A 17,532-nucleotide genomic window follows, 5' to 3' on the forward strand; every position below is an offset into this window, starting at 1 on the left:
CGAGTCAAGACGAGACGGTGCGTGTTATCTTAGCAAGACTGGTCGGAGCCGACGGTGCTCCTTCGCGTGCACCGCACGAGAGGAGCCCCTGTGGCCGAACTGCTGCATCGCCTCGGAACGTTCGCCGCGCGCCGCGCGTGGACGGTCATCGTCGCGTGGGTGGTGATCCTCGGCGTCGCGGTCGGCGGCTTCCTCATCGGGTTCAAGGGTCTGAGCACCAGCTTCGACATCCCCGGCACGGCATCGGGCGACGTCATCGCCGAGCTCCAGGACGAGCTGCCCGACTTCAGCGGCGCCGCCGGCACGGCGGTGTTCCGCACCGACGACGGCTCGGCGCTCACGGACGAGCAGAAGGCGGAGATCTCCGCCTTGGTCGCCTCCGCCGGCGACCTGCCCGACGTCGCCAGCGTCACCGACCCCTTTGACGCGCAGCAGCAGCTGGAGGATCAGCGGGCGCAGGTCGACGACGGTCGCTCCCAGCTCGAGGCCGGCCGCGCGCAGGCCGAGTCGGGACAGGCGCAGCTCGACGACGGTCGCGCGCAGCTGGAGGCCGGGCAGCAGCAGCTCGACGCCGGTCGCGCGCAGCTGGAGGCGGCGCCGCTGCCCGAGGAGCAGAAGGCGGCGCAGCTCGCGGCGCTCGACGCCCAGCAGCAGCAGCTCGATCAGCAGAGGGCCGCGCTCGAGCAGCAGCAGACGCAGCTGACCGACGGCCTCGCCCAGATCGCCGCGAACGAGGAGCAGCTCGAGCAGGGCGCCGAGCTGCTGTCGTACGCCGACGGGATCCGACTGGTCTCGGCCGACGGCTCGACCGCGGTCGTCAACATCTCCTTCACCGTGCCGCGGCTCGAGCTCCCCGACACCTCGAAAGAAGCCGTGGTCGAGCACTTCACCGCCGACCCGGTGGATGGTGTGAACGTCGCCTTCAACACCGAGATCGCGCAGGGCATCCCCGAGATCTTCGGCATCGGCGAGGCCATCGGTGTCGCGATCGCCGCGATCGTGCTGATCGTCGTCCTCGGCTCGCTGCTCGCGGCGTCGTTCCCCATCGTCACCGCCATCATCGGCGTGGCGATCGGAGCGATGGCGACACTGTCGTTCTCCGGTGTCGTGCAGATGGCATCCGTCACCCCGTTCCTCGGCGTGATGTTGGGCCTGGCCGTCGGCATCGACTACGCGCTGTTCATCATCTACCGACACCGCCGGCAGCTCCTGCAGGGCTCCGATGTCGTCGATTCGATCGGTCTGGCCAACGGCACCGCGGGCAACGCCGTGGTCTTCGCCGGGACGACGGTCATCGTCGCCCTGCTCGCCCTCAACATCACCGGCATTCCCTTCCTCGGCCTGATGGGCACCGCCGGCGCCGTCAGCGTGGCGGTCGCGGTCCTCATCGCGGTCTCGCTCGTTCCGGCGCTGCTCGGGCTGGTCAAGATGCGCATCCTCGGGCGCCGCGCCCGCGCGCGCCTCACGGAACGCACCACCGTCGCCTCCGCCGCAGTCGATGCGAGCGAGCACCCTCGCCGCGAAGCGGGAACGGCGGACCACCCCCGCCGGGGCGACTCCGCGGTCCGACCGATGTCGTCCGTGCGAGCGGTCGTGACGATGGTCGTCGCCGTGGCCGCGCTGCTCGTGGTCGCCATCCCCGCCCTCTCGATGCGCCTCGGCCTGCCGGACGGCGGCTCCGAGGCCGAGGACTCGACCGCCTACCAGGCGTTCACCTGGACGCAGGACGCGTTCGGCGAGGGAGCCAACTCGCCGCTGCTGGTCACCGCCGCCTTCCCCGACGGTCTGGCCGACGAGGATGTCGTGAGTGCGCAGCGCGACGTCGCTCGCGAGATCTTCGGCCTGGACGACGTCGTCGCCGTGGCTCCGGTCGCCGTCTCGGACGATCGCACGCTCGGGGCGTTCCAGGTCGTCCCCGCGGAGGGACCGAACGCCGAGTCGACGGAGCAGCTCGTCCGCGACCTGCGGACGTTGCCGCCGGTCGACGGGAACATCGAGCTGGGCGTGGCCGGGGCCGCGGCGATCAACATCGACATCTCCGAGGGGCTGGCGGACGTGCTGCCGCTCTACCTCGCGGTGGTGGTCGGACTGTCGTTCCTGATCATGGTGATGGTGTTCCGCTCGATCCTGGTGCCGGTCATCGCCACCGCCGGGTTCGTCCTCTCGTTGTTCGCCACCTACGGCGCCGTGACCGCGGTGTTCCAGTGGGGTTGGCTCGGGGGCCTGCTCGGCGTGCACAACCCCGGACCGATCCTGAGCTTCCTGCCGGTCATCCTCGTCGGCATCCTGTTCGGGCTCGCCATGGACTACCAGCTATTCCTCACCACCGGCATGCGCGAGGCGTGGGCGCACGGGTCCGCTCCGCGCCTGGCGGTCGCGCAGGGCTTCCGGGCGGGGCGCACCGTCGTGACCGCCGCGGCGATCATCATGATCGCGGTGTTCTCGGGCTTCATCGCCTCCGACTCCGTGATCATCAAGTCCATGGGCCTCGGCCTGGCCCTCGGCGTCCTGTTCGATGCCTTCGTCGTGCGTATGCTGCTGATCCCCGCGGTCATGCATGTCCTGGGCGGCTCCGCCTGGTGGTTGCCGAAGTGGCTCGACCGGATCGTGCCGAACGTCGATGTCGAGGGGGCGGCCCTCGAGCGGCGTCACCCGGGCCACGCGGCCTGAGCCCCCCGGCGGGCCTGAGCCCCGCGGCCTGAGCCCCGCGGCCTGAGCCCAAGACGAGAGGCATCCCTCCCCGGTCGGTGAGGCGGGGGAGGGATGCCTCTGTCGTCGAGTCGCGGAGGGCTCAGTCCTCTTCGGGCTCGAAGTGGGAGTCGTCGCCGGTGTGACCGGCGGCCACGCCGTTCGGGTCGTCGGGAATGGTCCCGTCGTCGCCGAGGCCTCCCGGCTTCTCGGTGGCCTCGATGTCCTCGGCCTCGGTGGGCTCGTCCGCGGGGGTGGGGTCGCTCATCAGTCCTCCTCGATCAGTGAGGTTTCGACGCTAGGCGTCGGCGTCGGCTGCGGCAGCGGCTTGACAGTCGGCGAACACTCCGATGCGCCGCGCGCAAGCCCCGGCGCCCGGTCGGGGCGGGCGGGCAGGATGCCGGAAAGCCCGATCCCGAGGAGGACGACATGACCGATCGCGAAGAGACCCAGGACGCCCCCGTCATGGACGGCGCCACCGACGCCGGTGCCGAGGAGAAGAAGGAAGGCGCCGCTCAGCAGCGCCAGGCCGATGCCGCGGTCGCCGACGACGACGATCTCGCCTCCGAGGACATCCAGGACGACCTGCGCAGCATCAAGGCGTACGGCGAGGACCGCTGACCCGCGCCTCGCGGGCTGACCCTGCGCGGTGGGTCCCCGCGTTGAGTTGTCGCAGATGTAAGCGCGAGGGCCCTTCCGGCGTGCATTCGCGGCAAGTCAGCGCTGTGACGAATCACGCGGTTCTGCGCGTTGAGTTGTCGCAGATGTACGCGCGAGGGCCCTTCCGGCGTGCATTTGCGGCAAGTCAGCGCTGTGACGAATCACGCGGTTCTGCGCGTTGAGTTGTCGCAGATGTACGCGCGGAGGCCCGTCACGCGTGCATTTGCGGCAAGTCAGCGCCTCGACGAAGGACCCGCGCCCGCGGGGAGTTCGCGCAGAGGGCAGAGACTGCCGCGACGGTGACCCCGCGACGACCCTCGTCCGGAGCTGTCTGGGGGAACGTGCTCGACGGACGAGGGGCGTCGGGGTCGCGTCGGCCAGGGGGGACCGCCGCGTTCCGCACCGGCAATGCCGGGGCCGGGTGTCACAGACGTTACGCGCGGTCGCCGCACGTCGGGCGGAACTCAGCGAACTCCGAGTCGGCGCCGAAGAATCTCTCGGACTCGCCATGCGGTGCGCCGCAGCCGTTGCCGCCGGGAGGCGCGCTCCAGAGCACCCGCCCAGCGCGCGAGGACGGCGTCCTCGTCGTAGAGGCGGGCGCGTTCCACGGCGGCGCGGCGCATCCGTGCGGTCTCCTCGGGCGTGAGTCGGACGGCGCGGACGACGGCGTCGGTGAGCGCCGCGACGTCGCCGGACGGCACGAGCCACCCGGTGCGACCGTCGAGGATCAGCTCCCGCGGCCCGTACGGCACGTCGTAGGCGATCGGCAGGCACCCCGCCGCCATGGCCTCGGCGATCACCAGCGAGAACGCCTCGCTCTTGCTCGTCAGCAGCAGCACCGACCGCTCGCGCAACGCCGCGCCGGCGTTCGGATCGAAACCGTGGAACCGGATGCCGCCGTCCTCTCCCGCGATGGCCCGCAGGGTGTCGCCGGCCGGTCCGTCGCCGTACACGTCGAGGGTGAGACCGGGCTCCTCCGTGCGTGCGCGGCGCACCGCGGCGAGGCCGTCCTCGACCCGCTTGATCGGCTCGAGCCGGGCGACGACGGCGACGCCCTCCCGCGGAGCGGTCGTGTCCACCTCTCGCACCCGCACCGGGTGCGGGACCGTCAGCAACAGCGGGAGCCGGCCCGCCATCCGGCGCGCGTCCTGCGCCTGACGGTCGGTGCAGAACACGACCGCGTCGAACGCGGCGAGCTTGCCGAACACCTCGGCGCGCGAGGGCCGAACGGCATCCCCCTCGTCGGTGAGGTGCGAGCCGTGGACGATGTGGAGCACCACCACGTGGCGGCGGCGGTAAGTCGTGGCGAAGCGCGCCATGGTCTTGCTGTCCACGAGGAGGAACGAGGGCTCCCCGCCCGTGACCCGGTCCAGCCACGCCGTGTAGACGGCGCGGACGCCGGAGAAGGCCGCGAGCGGCGCACCGTCGGTGTCGCACGTGACGACCCGGCGACGGACGCGCCCGTCCGCACGCGGGACGTCGCGGCGGTCGGAGGCGGCGAGGGACCCGTCGGGGCGCAGGTGGTCGATCTGCTGCACCGCGCCGGCGGCATCCCTCCGCACCCGACGGACGACGTGTCCGCCGGACCGGTCCTCGACGACGCCCTCGTCACCCGACGCCAGGGGGGCGAAGCCGTCGGCCGGGGACACGGCACGACCCCGCAGGGTGTCGGTGCGCAGCCAGTCCCACAGGTTGACCACGCGCACCCGCTCGGAGAGGGCGTCGCGCCGCGCGAGCTCCGCCGCGACGCGCGCGTGGTCCTCTCGGTCGTCGCACGTGAGCACGTCGACGGCGGCGCCGCCGCGGCGATCGAACAGGCGCGATCGCTGCAGCAGGGCCGCCGTCAGTCCGCCGTAGTCGGCGGGGATGCTCCACGTCAGGACGAGCTGGCGTCCGGTGGGCAGACGCGCAGCGCGGATCATGCGGAGGCGTCGGTGGGGATCTCTCCGGCGGCGATGGCGTCGGCGTACGTTCGGATGTCCGGGCCGGGCTCGTAGTCGATGAAGCGACCCTTCATGCGCGAGTTGATCTCGGCGAAGGCGTCGTCCGACGAGATGCCGGGGTTCTCGCGGGCGATGTCGATGACGGCCTCGCGGAGGACGCGGTCGGCGTCGTCGAGGATCTTCTGGCGTGCGGGCTCGTTCCAGCGGATGTCCGAGGTTTCCATGCCCAGACTCTAGAGGTCGCGTCCGACGCGGATTCCGGGGTTGCGCGTCGCGGGGGCGTGTGCCGGACTGGGGTGATGTCGATGGATGCCACGGCCCCCGGGTCCGCGCCGAGGGCGGGGCTCCGCGCGCTCGCCGAGGACCTCGTGTGGTGGGTGCGCGACTACGCCTACGCCGTCGCCGGTCAGGTGCGCGCCGTCGTCGGCCGGGACGACCCGGACCGCATGGCGACGGGCGACGGGACGCCGATCGTGCTGCTGCCCGGCATCTACGAGACGTGGCGGTTCCTCGAGCCGCTGGCGCGCGCCCTGCACGACCGCAGTCATCCCGTCCACGTCGTGACGGCGCTCGGCGGCAACCGCCGCCCCGTCGCCGAGGCCGCCGGGCAGGTCGCCGACCTCCTGCGGGAGCGCGGGCTCGACGACGTCGTGCTCGTCGCGCACAGCAAGGGCGGGCTGATCGGCAAGCACGTCATGGCGTTCGACCCGGCGGGGGAGCGCGTGCGCGCGATGGTCGCCGTGGCGACGCCCTTCGGCGGGTCGCGGTACAGCCGGCTCATGCCGACGCCCTCGCTCCGGGCGTTCCGGTCGGGGGATGCGACGATGCGTGCGCTCGCCGACGCGGCGGCGGTCAACGAGCGCATCGTCTCGGTCTTCGGGCCGTTCGACCCGCACATCCCCGAGGGCAGCGAGCTGGCGGGGGCGCGGAACGTCCGGCTCGCGGCGGGCGGCCACTTCCGCGTGCTCGCCGACCCGCGGGTCATCGCCGAGGTGATCCGCGTCGCGGAGTAGGCGTCCAAGGTCGGTCGGGGCGGCCCGTCGTCTGCGGGGTCAGGCCGCCGGTTCGGTCTTGAGCACGCCGCAGCACCGCGGGGTCTCGTCGTCGCACACTGCGTCGACGGCGCAGCGCATCCGCTGGAGGAACGCCGTCACGGCATCCGCCTCGGCCTCGCTCATCCCGCGGGTCGCGCCCATCATGCGGCCGTGCATCGTGCCGAGGGTGTCGTGCATCTCCTCCTCGGTGTGGGCCGTCGCCGTGACGAGGACCTTGCGCCGGTCGGTGGGATGCCGGTCGCGCACGACGTGGCCCGAGCGTTCCAGCCGGTCGAGGAGGGCGGTCGTCGACGCCGTCGAGACGCCGAGGTAGCGGGCGAGGTCGACGGGCGTCACGTCGTCGCCGCGCCGCGACGCGCGCGTGAGGTAACGGAGGACGAGCAGCTCGTTCTCGCCCATCGACATCGAGTCCTGGGTGCGACGGCGCATCGCCATCTCGGCGGCGCGGTACAGCCGCATCGCCTCCATGACCCGCGTCCCCCGTGCGTCGTCGGCGCTGTCGCCGTACCAGTAGGAGGGAGGTGTCTGGTCACCGCTCATTGAAAACTCGCTTATATCTCGCTTGCCTATTCGCTAGTCTACCTAGTAAGTTCTCTAGCAAGCAACCAACAACACGAGCCGAAAGGTCGCATCATGGCGAAGCTCTTCTACGGGACCTCGGTCGAACCGATCACGGTGGACGACCGCATGCTGGCCCACGTCAAGGTCGTCGTCGCGACCAAGCTCCGTCGCGGCGAGAGCTTCACCGTCTCCTGGACGCACGGGGCGGGCGAGCCCACCGGTCGCACGACCATCTGGCTGCAGCCGTCCATCCCCCTCCGCTTCGTGTTCGACTCGGAGCAGCCCGAGACGCTCGACCAGAACCTGCTCAAGCGCATGGCCAACGACGCGAACTCCTCGCGCGGCCTGAGCCTCGACATCGCCCTGGACGAGGTCCCCGCCGAGCGCGCCCCCGCCGCGCCCCGTTCCGCCGCGCCGGCACGTTCGCTCGCTCGCGCCGCCTGACGACCATGACTGCGCCCCTGTCGGATGCGACCGTGGTCTGGTCGCGCGTCGACGACGACTTCTACGTCGCCACCCGCGGGGGCGAGTTCCACGGGTTCGTCGATCGACGTTCCGCCGACACCTTCTCGGTGTTCGACCAGCACTCCCGCTTCGTCGGCGGATATCCCCGACTCGACGACGCCAAGAACGCTCTCGGCCCTGTCCGCCGTCCGCAGCGGCGGCGGATCCTCCGTCGTCGCCTCCCCTTCTTCGCCACGGCATCCGTCACCGCCGCCCTCGGCGTCACGCTGATGACCGCCGGCGTGCTGTCACCCCTCATCTGACCTCCTCCGCCGGCGTCGCGCCTCGCCCACCGATGCCGGCCGGCCCCCATCTTCGAGTCGAGAGAGCAATGAACCCCACCGCGTCCTGGGACCTCCCCACCGAGCCCCTCACGATCATCACGGCCGAGCAGATCGAGGCGGCGCTTCCCGCCGCCTGAGCCGGACCGAGTCGCCCGGCCCCCGCGACGTTTCGGTAGTGTCGCGGGCATGTCGATGGATGCCGTCTCCGACCGCGAGTCCGCCTGGGCGCAGCGCCCCGACTGGTGGAAGCGCGCCGTCGTGTACCAGGTATACCCGCGCAGCTTCCAGGACTCGGACGGCGACGGGGTCGGCGACCTGCGGGGCGTGTTGTCCCGCCTCGACCACCTCGCGTACCTCGGGGTCGACGTGGTGTGGCTGTCGCCGATCTACCGGTCACCGCACGCCGACAACGGGTACGACATCAGCGACTACCGCGACATCGACCCGTTGTTCGGGACACTCGACGACCTCGACGCCCTCGTGGACGCGGCGCACGCGCGCGGCATCCGGATCGTCATGGACCTCGTCGTCAATCACACCTCGGACGAGCACGCCTGGTTCGCCGAGTCCCGGTCGGGACGCGACAGCCCGCGCCGCGACTGGTACTGGTGGTCGCCGGCCCGTTCCGGTCACGAGCCTGGGACGCCCGGGGCCGAGCCGACCAACTGGGAGTCGTTCTTCTCGGGGCCGGTCTGGCAGTGGGACGAGGCCAGCGGCGAGTACTATCTGCATCTCTTCGACCGCAAGCAGCCCGACCTCAACTGGGAGAACCCGGAGGTGCGGCACGCCGTCTACGACATGATGCGGTGGTGGCTGGACCGCGGCATCGACGGCTTCCGCATGGACGTCATCAACCTCATCTCCAAGCGGCTCCCGCTCTCCGACGCGCCGGAGCGGCCCGAGGGCGGGTGGGCCGACGGCTCGCCGCTCTACATGAACGGCCCGCGGCTGCACGAGTTCCTGCAGGAGATGCACCGTGAGGTCTTCGCCGGTCGGTCGGGACTCCTGACCGTCGGTGAGACGCCCGGGGTCACCGTCCAGGAGGCACGGCTGCTGACCGACCCTGCCCGCGCCGAGGTCGACATGGTGTTCCAGTTCGACCACGTCGGGCTCGACCACGGTCCCGAGGGCAAGTTCGCGCCGCAGCGTCCGGAGCCCGGCGCGCTGGCGGCGTCGTTCACCCAGTGGCAGGACGCGCTCGCCGACGTGGGGTGGAACAGCCTCTACTTGGCGAACCACGACCAGGCTCGCCCGGTCTCCCGGTTCGGCGACGACGAGCGCTACTGGCGCGAGTCCGCGACGGCGCTGGCCACGATCCTGCACCTGCAGCGCGGAACGCCCTACGTCTACCAGGGCGAGGAGATTGGGATGACGAACGCCCCGTTCGCCGACATCGACGCGTTCCGCGACGTCGAGTCCCTCAACCACTACGCGGAGGCGATGGCCCGCGGGTCCGCGCCCGCCGATGTGCTCCTCGGCCTGGCATCCATGAGCCGCGACAATGCGCGGACGCCCGTGCAGTGGGAGTCGACCCCCACCGCCGGGTTCACGACGGGGGAGCCGTGGCTCGCCGTCAACCCGAATGCGGCGCGCATCTCGGTGGCCGCGCAGCGCGGCGTCCCGGGATCGGTGCTCGAGCACTACCGCGCGCTGATCGCGCTCCGTCACGACCTCGACGTCGTCGCCGAGGGGACGTTCGCGCGGCTGGACGTCGGCGACCCCGCCGTGTTCGCATTCATCCGTGCGTTCGAGGGGGAGGAGCTCCTCGTCCTCGCGAACCTGTCGAGCGATCCGCGACCGGTGGTGCTGGCCGGGGCGGAGGACTGGGATGCCGCGGTCGCGGTGCTGTCGAACGTCGACTTGCCCGCGCGGGTGAGCGAGGCCGTCGCGGCACCGCTGGCGCCGTGGGCGGCGGCGGTCTGGCACCGTCGCGCGGAGGGCTGAGGCCGGCCGGCCGCCCGCGGGGCGGCTTCTACTCCTCGGGAGGACGTCGCGTCTCGACGCGCATGCGCACCACGCCGAGGGCGAAGACCATCGAGCCCGCGAGGATGAAGCCGCCGCGCACCGCCGTCGCGGTGTCGGCGGGGAGCGCCAGGATCGGGAAGGCGAAGATCGCGGCGGCGAGGGCGCACAGCAGGACGGCCAGGGGCCGTGGTGCGTTCCGCTCGGTCATGGGCGTCTCCGGGAAGGGGCGGGTCTCGGCTCCACCCTACGGGGGACCGTGCGGCGCCTCATAGCTTGCGACGTCGGCCGCGTCCAGTGGCATCCCGGGTCTGCGTCGCCTGATTAGCGTGGCCCGAAACGACGAAGGGAACCCCGTGCGCACCAGACTCGCTGCCGCCGTCACCGCCTCCATCGCCCTCACCGCCCTGCTGTTCGGCGGGGCCGGACCGGCTCAGGCCACGGCCACGCCGGAGGTGACGATCGAGCCGCAGTCCATCGCGATCGGTGAGACCGCTCTCGTGTCGGCCACGGGCCTGGGCGATCTGGAGACCGCCACGTTCGGGATGGACGCCTCCGGGGGCGCGTCCTTCGTGGGCGAGACGGTGGGAGCGGATGCCACGGTGGCGGAGGTCGCCGCAGCCGACGGCGCCGCCATGATCGAGTTCACCGCGACGCAGGCGGGCATCGTCACCGTCACCGTCGGCACGGGCGAGACGGTCCTGGCCAGCTCGACCGTGAGCGTCGCCGGCCCCACCGCGGAGCCCGCGCCCGGGACGACGGACACGTCGCCCTCGCCTTCCGCGTCGCAGACGGACACTGCGGCCAACGACTCGCAGGTGGCCGAGCCGGCCGCGGAGGTCGACGGCGGCCGCGGCTTCCTCGTGCTCTTCGCCGTGCTGGCGGCGGCCGTCGTCGTCATCGGCGGGATCTTCGTGCTGCGGCGCGGCCGCCGCAAGCCGCGCGGCGACTGACGCCCTCGCGCGGTCCGGCGTCCGCGGGACTGGTGCTCTCGCGTCCGGCGCCTGTTGCGTCCGGCGCCCTCGGGCCCGGCGCGGGACGGCTCCGGCGCCCGCGGGGGTCCGCGTCTCAGGGGACGACGTATCCGGCGGCGCGCGTGAGGGCGTACCACTCGGCGCGCGTCAGGGGGATGTCGGACCCCGCCGCGGCCTCGGTGACCCTCTCGGGCGTGGTCGTGCCGAGCACGACCTGGATGCCGGCGGGATGCCGCGTGATCCAGGCCACCGCGATGGCGATGGGCGCGACGTCGTACCGCGCCGCGAGCTCGTCGATCACGCCGTTGAGCTCGGCGTACGCGGCGTGGCCGAGGAACACGCCACCGCCGCCGCGCGTGCCCTGCAGGGGCGACCACGCCTGGACGGTGATGCCCTCGATGCGGCAGAAGTCCAGCAGTCCGCCGCCGTCGAGGACGGCCGACTGCGGGGCGCTCTCCATGTTCGCGGCCAGGCCCTGCGCGACGAGCGGTGCGTGGGCGATGGAGAGCTGCAGCTGGTTGGCGACGATCGGCTGGCGGACGGCGGTCTTCAGCAGCTGGATCTGACGGGCGGTGTGGTTGGAGACGCCGAACGCCCGCACCTTGCCGGACTGCTCGAGCTCGTCGAACGCGCGCGCGACCTCCTCGGGCTCGACGAGGGCGTCCGGACGGTGCAGCAGCAGCACGTCGACGTAGTCGGTCTGCAGCGCGCGCAGCGACTCCTCCACGGACGAGACGAGGTGCTCGTACGAGAAGTCGAAGTACGGCCCCTCGCGGACGATGCCGGCCTTCGTCTGGAGCCGGATCTCGCCGCGCTCGCTCGGCGACAGCTGCAGCGCCTCGGCGAAGCGCCGCTCGGCGGAGTGGAGCTCGGCGGCGTAGATGTCGGCGTGGTCGAAGAAGTCGATGCCCGCGGTGCGCGCGGCGGAGTACAGGGATCGGACGTCGTCGTCGGTCTTTCCGTCGATGCGCATCATGCCGGCGACGACGTTGGGGACGGCGGGGCCCGAGGGGCCGAGGGGGACGGTTCGCATGCCTCAACGCTAGCGGCGGCGGGGCGGCTGACGGCCGATCCCGTCGGGCGCGGCCGCAGCGGCCGCGAGGCGATGCGCGGTCCCGGGGCAGGGTGCCGTTAGCCCGCGGGACCGCGCATCTGTGGGGGCGCCGGTCGATTCGGATCGAGTGGGGAACCTGGGGGAGAACCACTCAACGACCGTGCACGGAGACGATGACATGCTCGGCGCGAGTTTCCCCGAGAATGCTCGAAATATCACCCGCGTCTTCGCCCGCCCCTTCCGACGCCGCCCCGGACCGCCTCCCGCTGCTCGCTGTCGCAGGGGCCGTGACTTGGCGCAGATGTACGCGCGGGGGCCCCGCGGGCGTACATCTGCGCCAAGTCAGCGCAAAGGGGCGAGTCAGCGCAGAAAGGGGAGGGCCCCGCCGCGTGCGGGACACGGGGCGATGGGCGGGCGCGCCGGTAGTCTGGCTCGACGTGCGCCGTGGCGCCGACCACGGGGAGAGGCATGACCGAGACGCTCGATCGACGCTCGTCGGTGTCGCCGTCCGACCGCCCGCGGCCCGCCCGCCCGGGCCGTGCCGTGCGGCTCGCCCGCATCGGGGCGCTCGCCGCCTTCACCAGCGCGGTGCTCATCTGGGTGAGCCGTCTGCTCGAGCCGAGTGTCCACTACGTCAGTCAGCTGGGCGCGCCCAGCATGGCGACCGCGCCGATCTTCAACCCGGCCCTGCTCCTCCTCGCCGCCGCCGCCGTGCTCGTGGACCGGGCGCTCGCCGTCGGCCGCGGCCGCTACGTGGTCGGCTGGCCCATCGCGCTGACGCTGCTCGTGTGCGGACTGAGCTTCGGCCTGGCATCTGTCGTCACCTGCTCGCCCGGATGCCCCGTGCCGTTCACCGAGGGCGCGCTCTGGCAGGACACCGTCCACATCGCCGCCGCGGTCCTGGGCTTCGTGCTGGCGATCGTCGCGATGGCGCAGGTCGCAGCGCTGCGGGGCCGTCCGTGGATGCGGTGGGGGAGCATCGTCACGCTGGTCCTCGTGGGGGTCACCTCGTTCACCGGCGCGATGCTCGCATTGTTCGGCGGTGACACGGTCCTGGGCGGCAACCTCGAGTTCACGGCCGCGACGCTCGCCATCGCCTGGTTCGGCGTCTTCGGTCTGCAGGTCGCCGCCGACGAGGCATCCCTCCCCGCCTGACGCGCGGAACGCCGCCCTCCCCCAGGGAGGCGGCGCTCGGCGGACGGTCAGGCGAGGGCGCGGACGGGCGAGATCCGGGTCGCCAGCCGGGTCGGGACGACGGATGCCACGACGGTGAGCACCGCGGTGGCCGCGATCACGATGGCCACGGTGACCGGCGGGATGGCGGGGACGATGAACGCGGGACCCCCGAGCTGCGCCTGCAGCGGTACCCATCCCCACAGCGCCTGCGCGCCGGCCCAGCCGTAGAAGGTCCCGAGGAGCAAACCGAGGCCCACGGCGGTGACGACGACGTGCACGGACTCCAGCAGCACCATGCCGCGCACCTGACCCTGCGACAGTCCGAGCGCCCGCAGCAGGCCGAACTCGCGGCGGCGCTGCAGCACACCGAGGGTGAGCAGGTTGACGACGCCGACGGCGGCGATGACGGCCGAGACGGCCACCAGTCCCATGGTCACGGCGGTGAAGATGTCGATGGCCTGCACCACCACGTCCGGCAGGTCGTCCGGGCTCACGCGCTGCAGGAACTGCACCGAGCTCTGGCCGCCGACGGCGAACAGGGTCACCAGACCGACGCCCATCACGACCCCGACGACCATGCGCGAGGACCGCTCCGAGTAGCGCACCGCGTTCGCCGCGGCCATGCGCGCGACGGCGCTCCGCCCGAACAGGCGGCCCACCGCCCGCAGGGCGGGCGGGACGAACAGCGTCGATCCGAGCGCGACGCCGCCGAACGAGAGCGCGCCGCCCGGAACGGCGATGAGCAGGCCGAACGGGGAGACCAGACCGAGCAGCAGACCGAGGCCCAGGATGCCGAGACCCACGAGGAACAGCGAGAGGGCGGCGACGTGGCGTCCCCGACGGGAGCGCACGGCGTCGCGCGAGGGCTCGGCCGCCTGCGAAAGCGCCTGCAGCGGGGTGACGGCGATGACACGGCGGGAGCCGGTCCACGCGGCCAGCCAGGTGACGGCGATGACGGCGAGCACGGGGGCGACCAGGTCGGGGCGCAGCACGTTCCAGGCGGGGTCGACGTTCCATGCGGCCGACGCGAGACGGAAGGCGAGGACGGACACCAGGAGTCCCCCGAGCAGGCCGAGGACGGCGCCGATGGCCCCGAGGATCAGCCCTTGGCGCGCGATGGTCGTGCGCTCCCGGCGCGCGGAGGACCCGAGCAGGCGCAGGAGAGCGATGCGCCGCACGCGCCCGGCCACCACCGTGCTGAACGTGTTCGCGGTCACCATCCCGCCGACGTACATCGCGATGGCGATGAACACGACGCCCACGATCGTCAGGGTGGTGCGGACGGTGTTGCTGTCCTCCGCTTCCGGAATCGCCCGGATCACCGCGGAGACGTACTCGATCGCCGAGAGCAGCATGACGCCGAACGCGGCCGAGATCGCCGCGACGAGGATGGTGGCCCCCATCCCGCGCTCCCGGATCCAGCTCTGCGGCCGCGCGACGGTGGGCCGGCTCGGTGCGACGGAGCCGAGCGTGCGGACCGCGACGGTCATGCCGTCACCCCCTCGGCGCGGAGCATGAACGCCGAGATCTGCTCGGCCGTCTGTGCGGGCTTGTCGGCGACGATGCGCCCGTCGCCCACGAACACGACGCGGTCGGCGCGGGAGGCGGCCACCGGGTCGTGCGTGACCATGGCGATCGACTGGCCGAACTCCCGCGACGCGGTGCGCAGCAGGGTCAGCACCTCGCGGCTCGAGCGGGAGTCGAGGTTGCCCGTCGGCTCGTCCGCGAAGACGAGGTCGGGCGCCGTCGCGAGGGCGCGGGCGATGGCCACGCGCTGCTGCTGGCCGCCGCTGAGCTGGTCGGGGCGGTGGTGCACGCGCTCGACCAGGCCCAGGGCGTGCACGAGGTGGTCGATGCGGGCCTGCTCGCTGGAGGACGGGCGGCGCCCGTCGAGATCGAACGGGAGCAGGATGTTCTCGCGGGCGGTCAGAGTCGGCACGAGGTTGAACGACTGGAAGACGAAGCCGACGCGACGTCGCCGGAGGACGGTGAGCTCGTGGTCGGAGAGGCCGGTGATCTGCTGCGAGCCGAGCCAGACGCGCCCGCTCGTGGGGGCGTCGAGACCCGCCATCATGTGCATCAGGGTGGACTTGCCCGACCCGGACGGGCCCATGATGGCGACGAACTCGCCGCGGCGCACCGCGAGGCTCACCCCGTCGAGGGCGTGGACGGCGTTCTCGCCGTCGCCGTAGGTCTTGGTCAGCTGTTCTGCGCGGGCGGCGTAGTCGCCGTCGGTCATCGGAGTGGTCATGGCTCCCACGGTAGGAACGGGGGTGCCCGGCCCGCGTCGGCTCCGCGGACGACATCGCTGGCCCCGCGTCATCCTCCCGGTGGACCGGGTGAAGCAGGGCGAGGGACGGTCGGCGGGACTAGCGTGGGCTCCGTGACTCCTCGACGCCTCTGGCAGATCGCCGTCTGGGTGGCCCCCGTGGTCGCCGTGGTCGTGCTGGTGTCGGTGCTGCGCGGGGCGGGGGTGCCGGTGACGCTGCCGGTGGTGGCCGCCGTCATCGCGGTGCTCGTGGTCGTGCGGCTCGTCGTGGGCCGGCGTCGGCGGCTGCGGAATCGCGGGCGAAAGAACGGGTGAGATGCCCGGCCGCGACCCGGGTCGCACCTGAATACGCAGGTATACATGTTCATGTGCGCATCTGGGCCGGGTCAGGCTGGACCCATGACGACTGCCCCCGACCCTTGGGACGACTTCGCGAGAGAGCTGGGCCTGGCCCTGCTGCGTGCTCGCGGCGAGAAGCGACTCTCGCAGGAGCAGGTCGCGCACGACGCGGGCATCTCGACGTTCACCTACCGCAAGCTCGAGAAGGGCGAGTCGAACCCCGGTACGCCGGCCAACCCGCGTCTGCGGACCCTCGTCGCCCTGTCGGGCGTGCTGGGCGTCCCGCTCACCGAGCTCATTCCCGAGCCCCCGTCGGGGGTGACGGCCGGCCGCTGACGGCGAGTGTCGGAGGTTCGCGTTTAGATTCTCCCGTGCCCACCAACGATCAGTCCGCCCTCCCCCGGGCGAAGCTGCATGAAAGGTCGCGGCATGTCTCGTCAGAATCCCCCCTCCTCCTCTCCCGCCGTCGCTCCCTGCGCGCACCCGTGGTGCGTCACGGCGCACGGTCGCACCCTGCACCCTGACGACGAGACGCACCGCAGCGCGGGCGTCGCGTTCGAGGCGCGGGTGCGGCGCGCGGACGGCCGCGGCCCGGGTCGCGGCACGACGGTCGAGGTGGGGGTGCTGCGCCGCCCGGATGACGACGGGGCCTGGCTCGTCCTCGACGACGGCGGAGACGTGTCGATCGCCCTGTCCGCCGAGGGAGCGCGCGAGCTGCGCCGTCTGCTGAACGAGGACGATGACGTGCGTTCCCTGCTGGACGGCCCGCAGGGCTGACGCGCGCGGGCCCGCCGTCAGCCGCGAGAGGTCGGGGCGCCGTGGGCCGGCACCGCGACGCGCGGGGCGCCGTCCCGGCGCCGGGCGAGGCGCTCCGCCGCGACCACACCCAGAACGCCGAGAGCCGCACCGAGGGTGTTCGCGGCGACATCGAGCGCGCTCGACGTCCGGCCCGGCAGCAGGGTGCCCTGGATGATCTCGATCGTGAGCGACACGGCCCAGCCGAGTCCGACGACGGCGAGCCGGCGGCGCCGCAGCAGCGCGGCCAGCAGGGCGCCGAGCGGAACGAAGAGGACGATGTTGAGGGCGAACTCGACGCGCGGGTAGGTCGCGACCGGCACGAGGCGCTGCAGCCAGGAGTAGGCGGCGCCGGCGTCCTTGTCGATGTGCTCGGGCCAGAGCACCGCGAACGCGAGCCCGACCCCGTAGACGGCCAGCACCGCCCAGATGAGGCGTCGACGTGTCCGCGGCGTCAGGCTCATGGCATCCCGGATCAGGCGGCCGGGGCCGTGGCTTCCTGCAGGACGGGCCGCAGGCGCTCGGCGATGCGCGCGTGCCCGGCGTCGGTCGGATGGATGCCGTCCGCCCCGACGAGTCCGTCACGGTCGGCGAACCACCCGTCGGCGATGGGGTCGATGAAGACGACGCCCGCCGCGCTCGCGGCCGCGGCGACGGCGTCCCGCCGGGCGATCATGCTGGCGGCGACGGCGTCGGGCGAGCCGGTCCACGGGGGACCGACGACGATGAGGCGGCTCTCGGGGGCGGCGGTCCGGGCCGCGGCGATCGCCGACTCCACGCCCGCCTGCAGACCGGCGACGGGGTCGTCGCCGCCGCCGAGGAAGACGATGACGTTCGTGGTGGCGGGCAGGGCCGCCGCGCGGTCCGCGAAGGTCGCGCCGGCGCCGCCGACGAGGTAGCCGGACTCGGCGACGCCCTGGGCGGTGACGTCCGCGTCGAGTCCGAGCAGGGCCGGCCATTCCGGTCCGGTGTTCTGCGCGGTGCCGCTGGTGAAGTCGTCGCCGATGACGACGACGGACGGGGTCGCGGCGGTCGGCGTGGGCGTCGGACCGGCGCCGTAGGTGGGGACGGGCGCGGCTGTAGCGCCCTCGTTGACCCCGGTGTCGCGGCCGAGCGCGAGAGCGGCCGTGCCGACAGCGACGACGCCGAGCACCGCCACGGCGATGATCGCGACCAGACGCGCGCCGGCGTCGTTCTGCCAGTCCCGCCCCGCCGTTCCCCGCGCCATGGTCTCAGAGTACGGGTCTCCGGCTGTGCGTCCGGACGGG

The 17,532-nt window shown here is 72.6% G+C and carries 21 protein-coding genes; 11 read left to right on the forward strand and 10 right to left on the reverse strand.

Annotated elements, in window-relative coordinates:
• The first annotated feature begins 90 nt into the window (after positions 1 to 90).
• Positions 91 to 2,670 carry an MMPL family transporter gene (locus tag ACO03V_RS12960; protein ID WP_423137848.1) on the forward strand — a complete coding sequence of 860 codons (2,580 nt, stop codon included), beginning with the start codon at positions 91 to 93 and terminating at the stop codon, positions 2,668 to 2,670.
• A gap of 121 nt (positions 2,671 to 2,791) precedes the next feature.
• Here ACO03V_RS12960 and ACO03V_RS12965 read toward each other — a convergent pair whose 3' ends face one another.
• Positions 2,792 to 2,956 (reverse strand): hypothetical protein, encoded by a 165-nt coding sequence (locus tag ACO03V_RS12965; RefSeq protein ID WP_367728799.1) that lies wholly within the window; start codon positions 2,954 to 2,956, stop codon positions 2,792 to 2,794.
• A gap of 161 nt (positions 2,957 to 3,117) precedes the next feature.
• On the opposite strand from ACO03V_RS12965, the gene ACO03V_RS12970 reads away from it, so the two are divergent.
• Entirely contained in the window at positions 3,118 to 3,309 is a 192-nt protein-coding gene (locus tag ACO03V_RS12970; RefSeq protein ID WP_423137849.1) for a hypothetical protein, read from the forward strand.
• 503 nt (positions 3,310 to 3,812) lie between these two features.
• Here the strand turns inward: ACO03V_RS12970 and ACO03V_RS12975 are convergent.
• Together ACO03V_RS12975 and ACO03V_RS12980 are read right to left on the reverse strand one after the other, a co-directional pair.
• Positions 3,813 to 5,270 (reverse strand): glycosyltransferase, encoded by a 1,458-nt coding sequence (locus ACO03V_RS12975; RefSeq protein ID WP_423137850.1) that lies wholly within the window; start codon positions 5,268 to 5,270, stop codon positions 3,813 to 3,815.
• Positions 5,267 to 5,515: a hypothetical protein gene (locus tag ACO03V_RS12980; RefSeq protein ID WP_367728805.1), complete on the reverse strand. Its 249-nt coding sequence runs from the start codon at positions 5,513 to 5,515 to the stop codon at positions 5,267 to 5,269. Before ACO03V_RS12980 ends, ACO03V_RS12975 begins: the two co-directional genes overlap by 4 nt.
• 81 nt (positions 5,516 to 5,596) lie before the next feature.
• On the opposite strand from ACO03V_RS12980, the gene ACO03V_RS12985 reads away from it, so the two are divergent.
• On the forward strand, positions 5,597 to 6,304 hold the full coding sequence (locus ACO03V_RS12985; protein ID WP_423137851.1) for an esterase/lipase family protein: 708 nt from the start codon (positions 5,597 to 5,599) through the stop codon (positions 6,302 to 6,304).
• A gap of 39 nt (positions 6,305 to 6,343) precedes the next feature.
• On the opposite strand, the gene ACO03V_RS12990 is transcribed toward ACO03V_RS12985, so the two are convergent.
• Positions 6,344 to 6,886, reverse strand: coding sequence for a MarR family winged helix-turn-helix transcriptional regulator (locus tag ACO03V_RS12990; protein ID WP_423137852.1), 543 nt, complete (start codon positions 6,884 to 6,886; stop codon positions 6,344 to 6,346).
• A gap of 93 nt (positions 6,887 to 6,979) precedes the next feature.
• On the opposite strand from ACO03V_RS12990, the gene ACO03V_RS12995 reads away from it, so the two are divergent.
• The 3 genes from ACO03V_RS12995 (at position 6,980) to ACO03V_RS13005 (ending at position 9,639) form a co-directional block, all read left to right on the forward strand.
• Complete coding sequence (locus tag ACO03V_RS12995) at positions 6,980 to 7,351, forward strand: hypothetical protein (RefSeq protein ID WP_423137853.1); 372 nt, start codon at positions 6,980 to 6,982, stop codon at positions 7,349 to 7,351.
• 5 nt (positions 7,352 to 7,356) lie between these two features.
• Positions 7,357 to 7,674: a hypothetical protein gene (locus ACO03V_RS13000; RefSeq protein WP_423137854.1), complete on the forward strand. Its 318-nt coding sequence runs from the start codon at positions 7,357 to 7,359 to the stop codon at positions 7,672 to 7,674.
• 207 nt (positions 7,675 to 7,881) lie between these two features.
• A complete protein-coding gene (locus ACO03V_RS13005; RefSeq protein WP_423137855.1) occupies positions 7,882 to 9,639 on the forward strand; it encodes a glycoside hydrolase family 13 protein in 1,758 nt (585 codons plus the stop codon).
• A 28-nt stretch (positions 9,640 to 9,667) separates the two neighbouring features.
• On the opposite strand, the gene ACO03V_RS13010 is transcribed toward ACO03V_RS13005, so the two are convergent.
• The gene (locus tag ACO03V_RS13010) at positions 9,668 to 9,868 is read right to left on the reverse strand and encodes a hypothetical protein (RefSeq protein WP_387055649.1); all 201 of its coding nucleotides are present in this window, start codon (positions 9,866 to 9,868) and stop codon (positions 9,668 to 9,670) included.
• 145 nt (positions 9,869 to 10,013) lie between these two features.
• Between ACO03V_RS13010 and ACO03V_RS13015 the strand changes: the two genes are divergently transcribed.
• Entirely contained in the window at positions 10,014 to 10,610 is a 597-nt protein-coding gene (locus ACO03V_RS13015; protein WP_367728815.1) for a hypothetical protein, read from the forward strand.
• A 115-nt stretch (positions 10,611 to 10,725) separates the two neighbouring features.
• Here ACO03V_RS13015 and ACO03V_RS13020 read toward each other — a convergent pair whose 3' ends face one another.
• A complete protein-coding gene (locus ACO03V_RS13020; protein ID WP_423137857.1) occupies positions 10,726 to 11,664 on the reverse strand; it encodes an aldo/keto reductase in 939 nt (312 codons plus the stop codon).
• Between the two features lie 489 nt (positions 11,665 to 12,153).
• On the opposite strand from ACO03V_RS13020, the gene ACO03V_RS13025 reads away from it, so the two are divergent.
• Positions 12,154 to 12,840, forward strand: a complete 687-nt coding sequence (locus tag ACO03V_RS13025) for a DUF998 domain-containing protein (RefSeq protein WP_423137859.1) — start codon at positions 12,154 to 12,156, stop codon at positions 12,838 to 12,840.
• A gap of 47 nt (positions 12,841 to 12,887) precedes the next feature.
• On the opposite strand, the gene ACO03V_RS13030 is transcribed toward ACO03V_RS13025, so the two are convergent.
• A complete protein-coding gene (locus ACO03V_RS13030; RefSeq protein WP_423137860.1) occupies positions 12,888 to 14,351 on the reverse strand; it encodes an FtsX-like permease family protein in 1,464 nt (487 codons plus the stop codon).
• Positions 14,348 to 15,112 (reverse strand): ABC transporter ATP-binding protein, encoded by a 765-nt coding sequence (locus ACO03V_RS13035; protein ID WP_367728823.1) that lies wholly within the window; start codon positions 15,110 to 15,112, stop codon positions 14,348 to 14,350. Before ACO03V_RS13035 ends, ACO03V_RS13030 begins: the two co-directional genes overlap by 4 nt.
• Positions 15,113 to 15,244: 132 nt before the next feature.
• Here ACO03V_RS13035 and ACO03V_RS13040 point away from each other — a divergent pair, with 132 nt between their 5' ends.
• The 3 genes from ACO03V_RS13040 to ACO03V_RS13050 all read left to right on the forward strand — a co-directional run bounded on the left by ACO03V_RS13040 (position 15,245) and on the right by ACO03V_RS13050 (position 16,246).
• Positions 15,245 to 15,445 carry a hypothetical protein gene (locus tag ACO03V_RS13040; protein WP_423137861.1) on the forward strand — a complete coding sequence of 67 codons (201 nt, stop codon included), beginning with the start codon at positions 15,245 to 15,247 and terminating at the stop codon, positions 15,443 to 15,445.
• Positions 15,446 to 15,529: 84 nt separating this feature from the next.
• Entirely contained in the window at positions 15,530 to 15,805 is a 276-nt protein-coding gene (locus tag ACO03V_RS13045) for a helix-turn-helix domain-containing protein (protein ID WP_367728827.1), read from the forward strand.
• Between the two features lie 93 nt (positions 15,806 to 15,898).
• Positions 15,899 to 16,246: a DUF6907 domain-containing protein gene (locus ACO03V_RS13050; protein ID WP_423137862.1), complete on the forward strand. Its 348-nt coding sequence runs from the start codon at positions 15,899 to 15,901 to the stop codon at positions 16,244 to 16,246.
• Between the two features lie 17 nt (positions 16,247 to 16,263).
• Here ACO03V_RS13050 and ACO03V_RS13055 read toward each other — a convergent pair whose 3' ends face one another.
• Both ACO03V_RS13055 and ACO03V_RS13060 read right to left on the reverse strand, forming a co-directional pair.
• Positions 16,264 to 16,728, reverse strand: a complete 465-nt coding sequence (locus ACO03V_RS13055; protein ID WP_423137863.1) for a VanZ family protein — start codon at positions 16,726 to 16,728, stop codon at positions 16,264 to 16,266.
• Between the two features lie 11 nt (positions 16,729 to 16,739).
• A complete protein-coding gene (locus tag ACO03V_RS13060) occupies positions 16,740 to 17,492 on the reverse strand; it encodes an SGNH/GDSL hydrolase family protein (protein ID WP_423137864.1) in 753 nt (250 codons plus the stop codon).
• Positions 17,493 to 17,532: the final 40 nt, after the last annotated feature.

Origin of the sequence: Microbacterium sp. HMH0099 (assembly GCF_049384025.1) — a bacterium.
GTDB lineage: Bacteria > Actinomycetota > Actinomycetes > Actinomycetales > Microbacteriaceae > Microbacterium.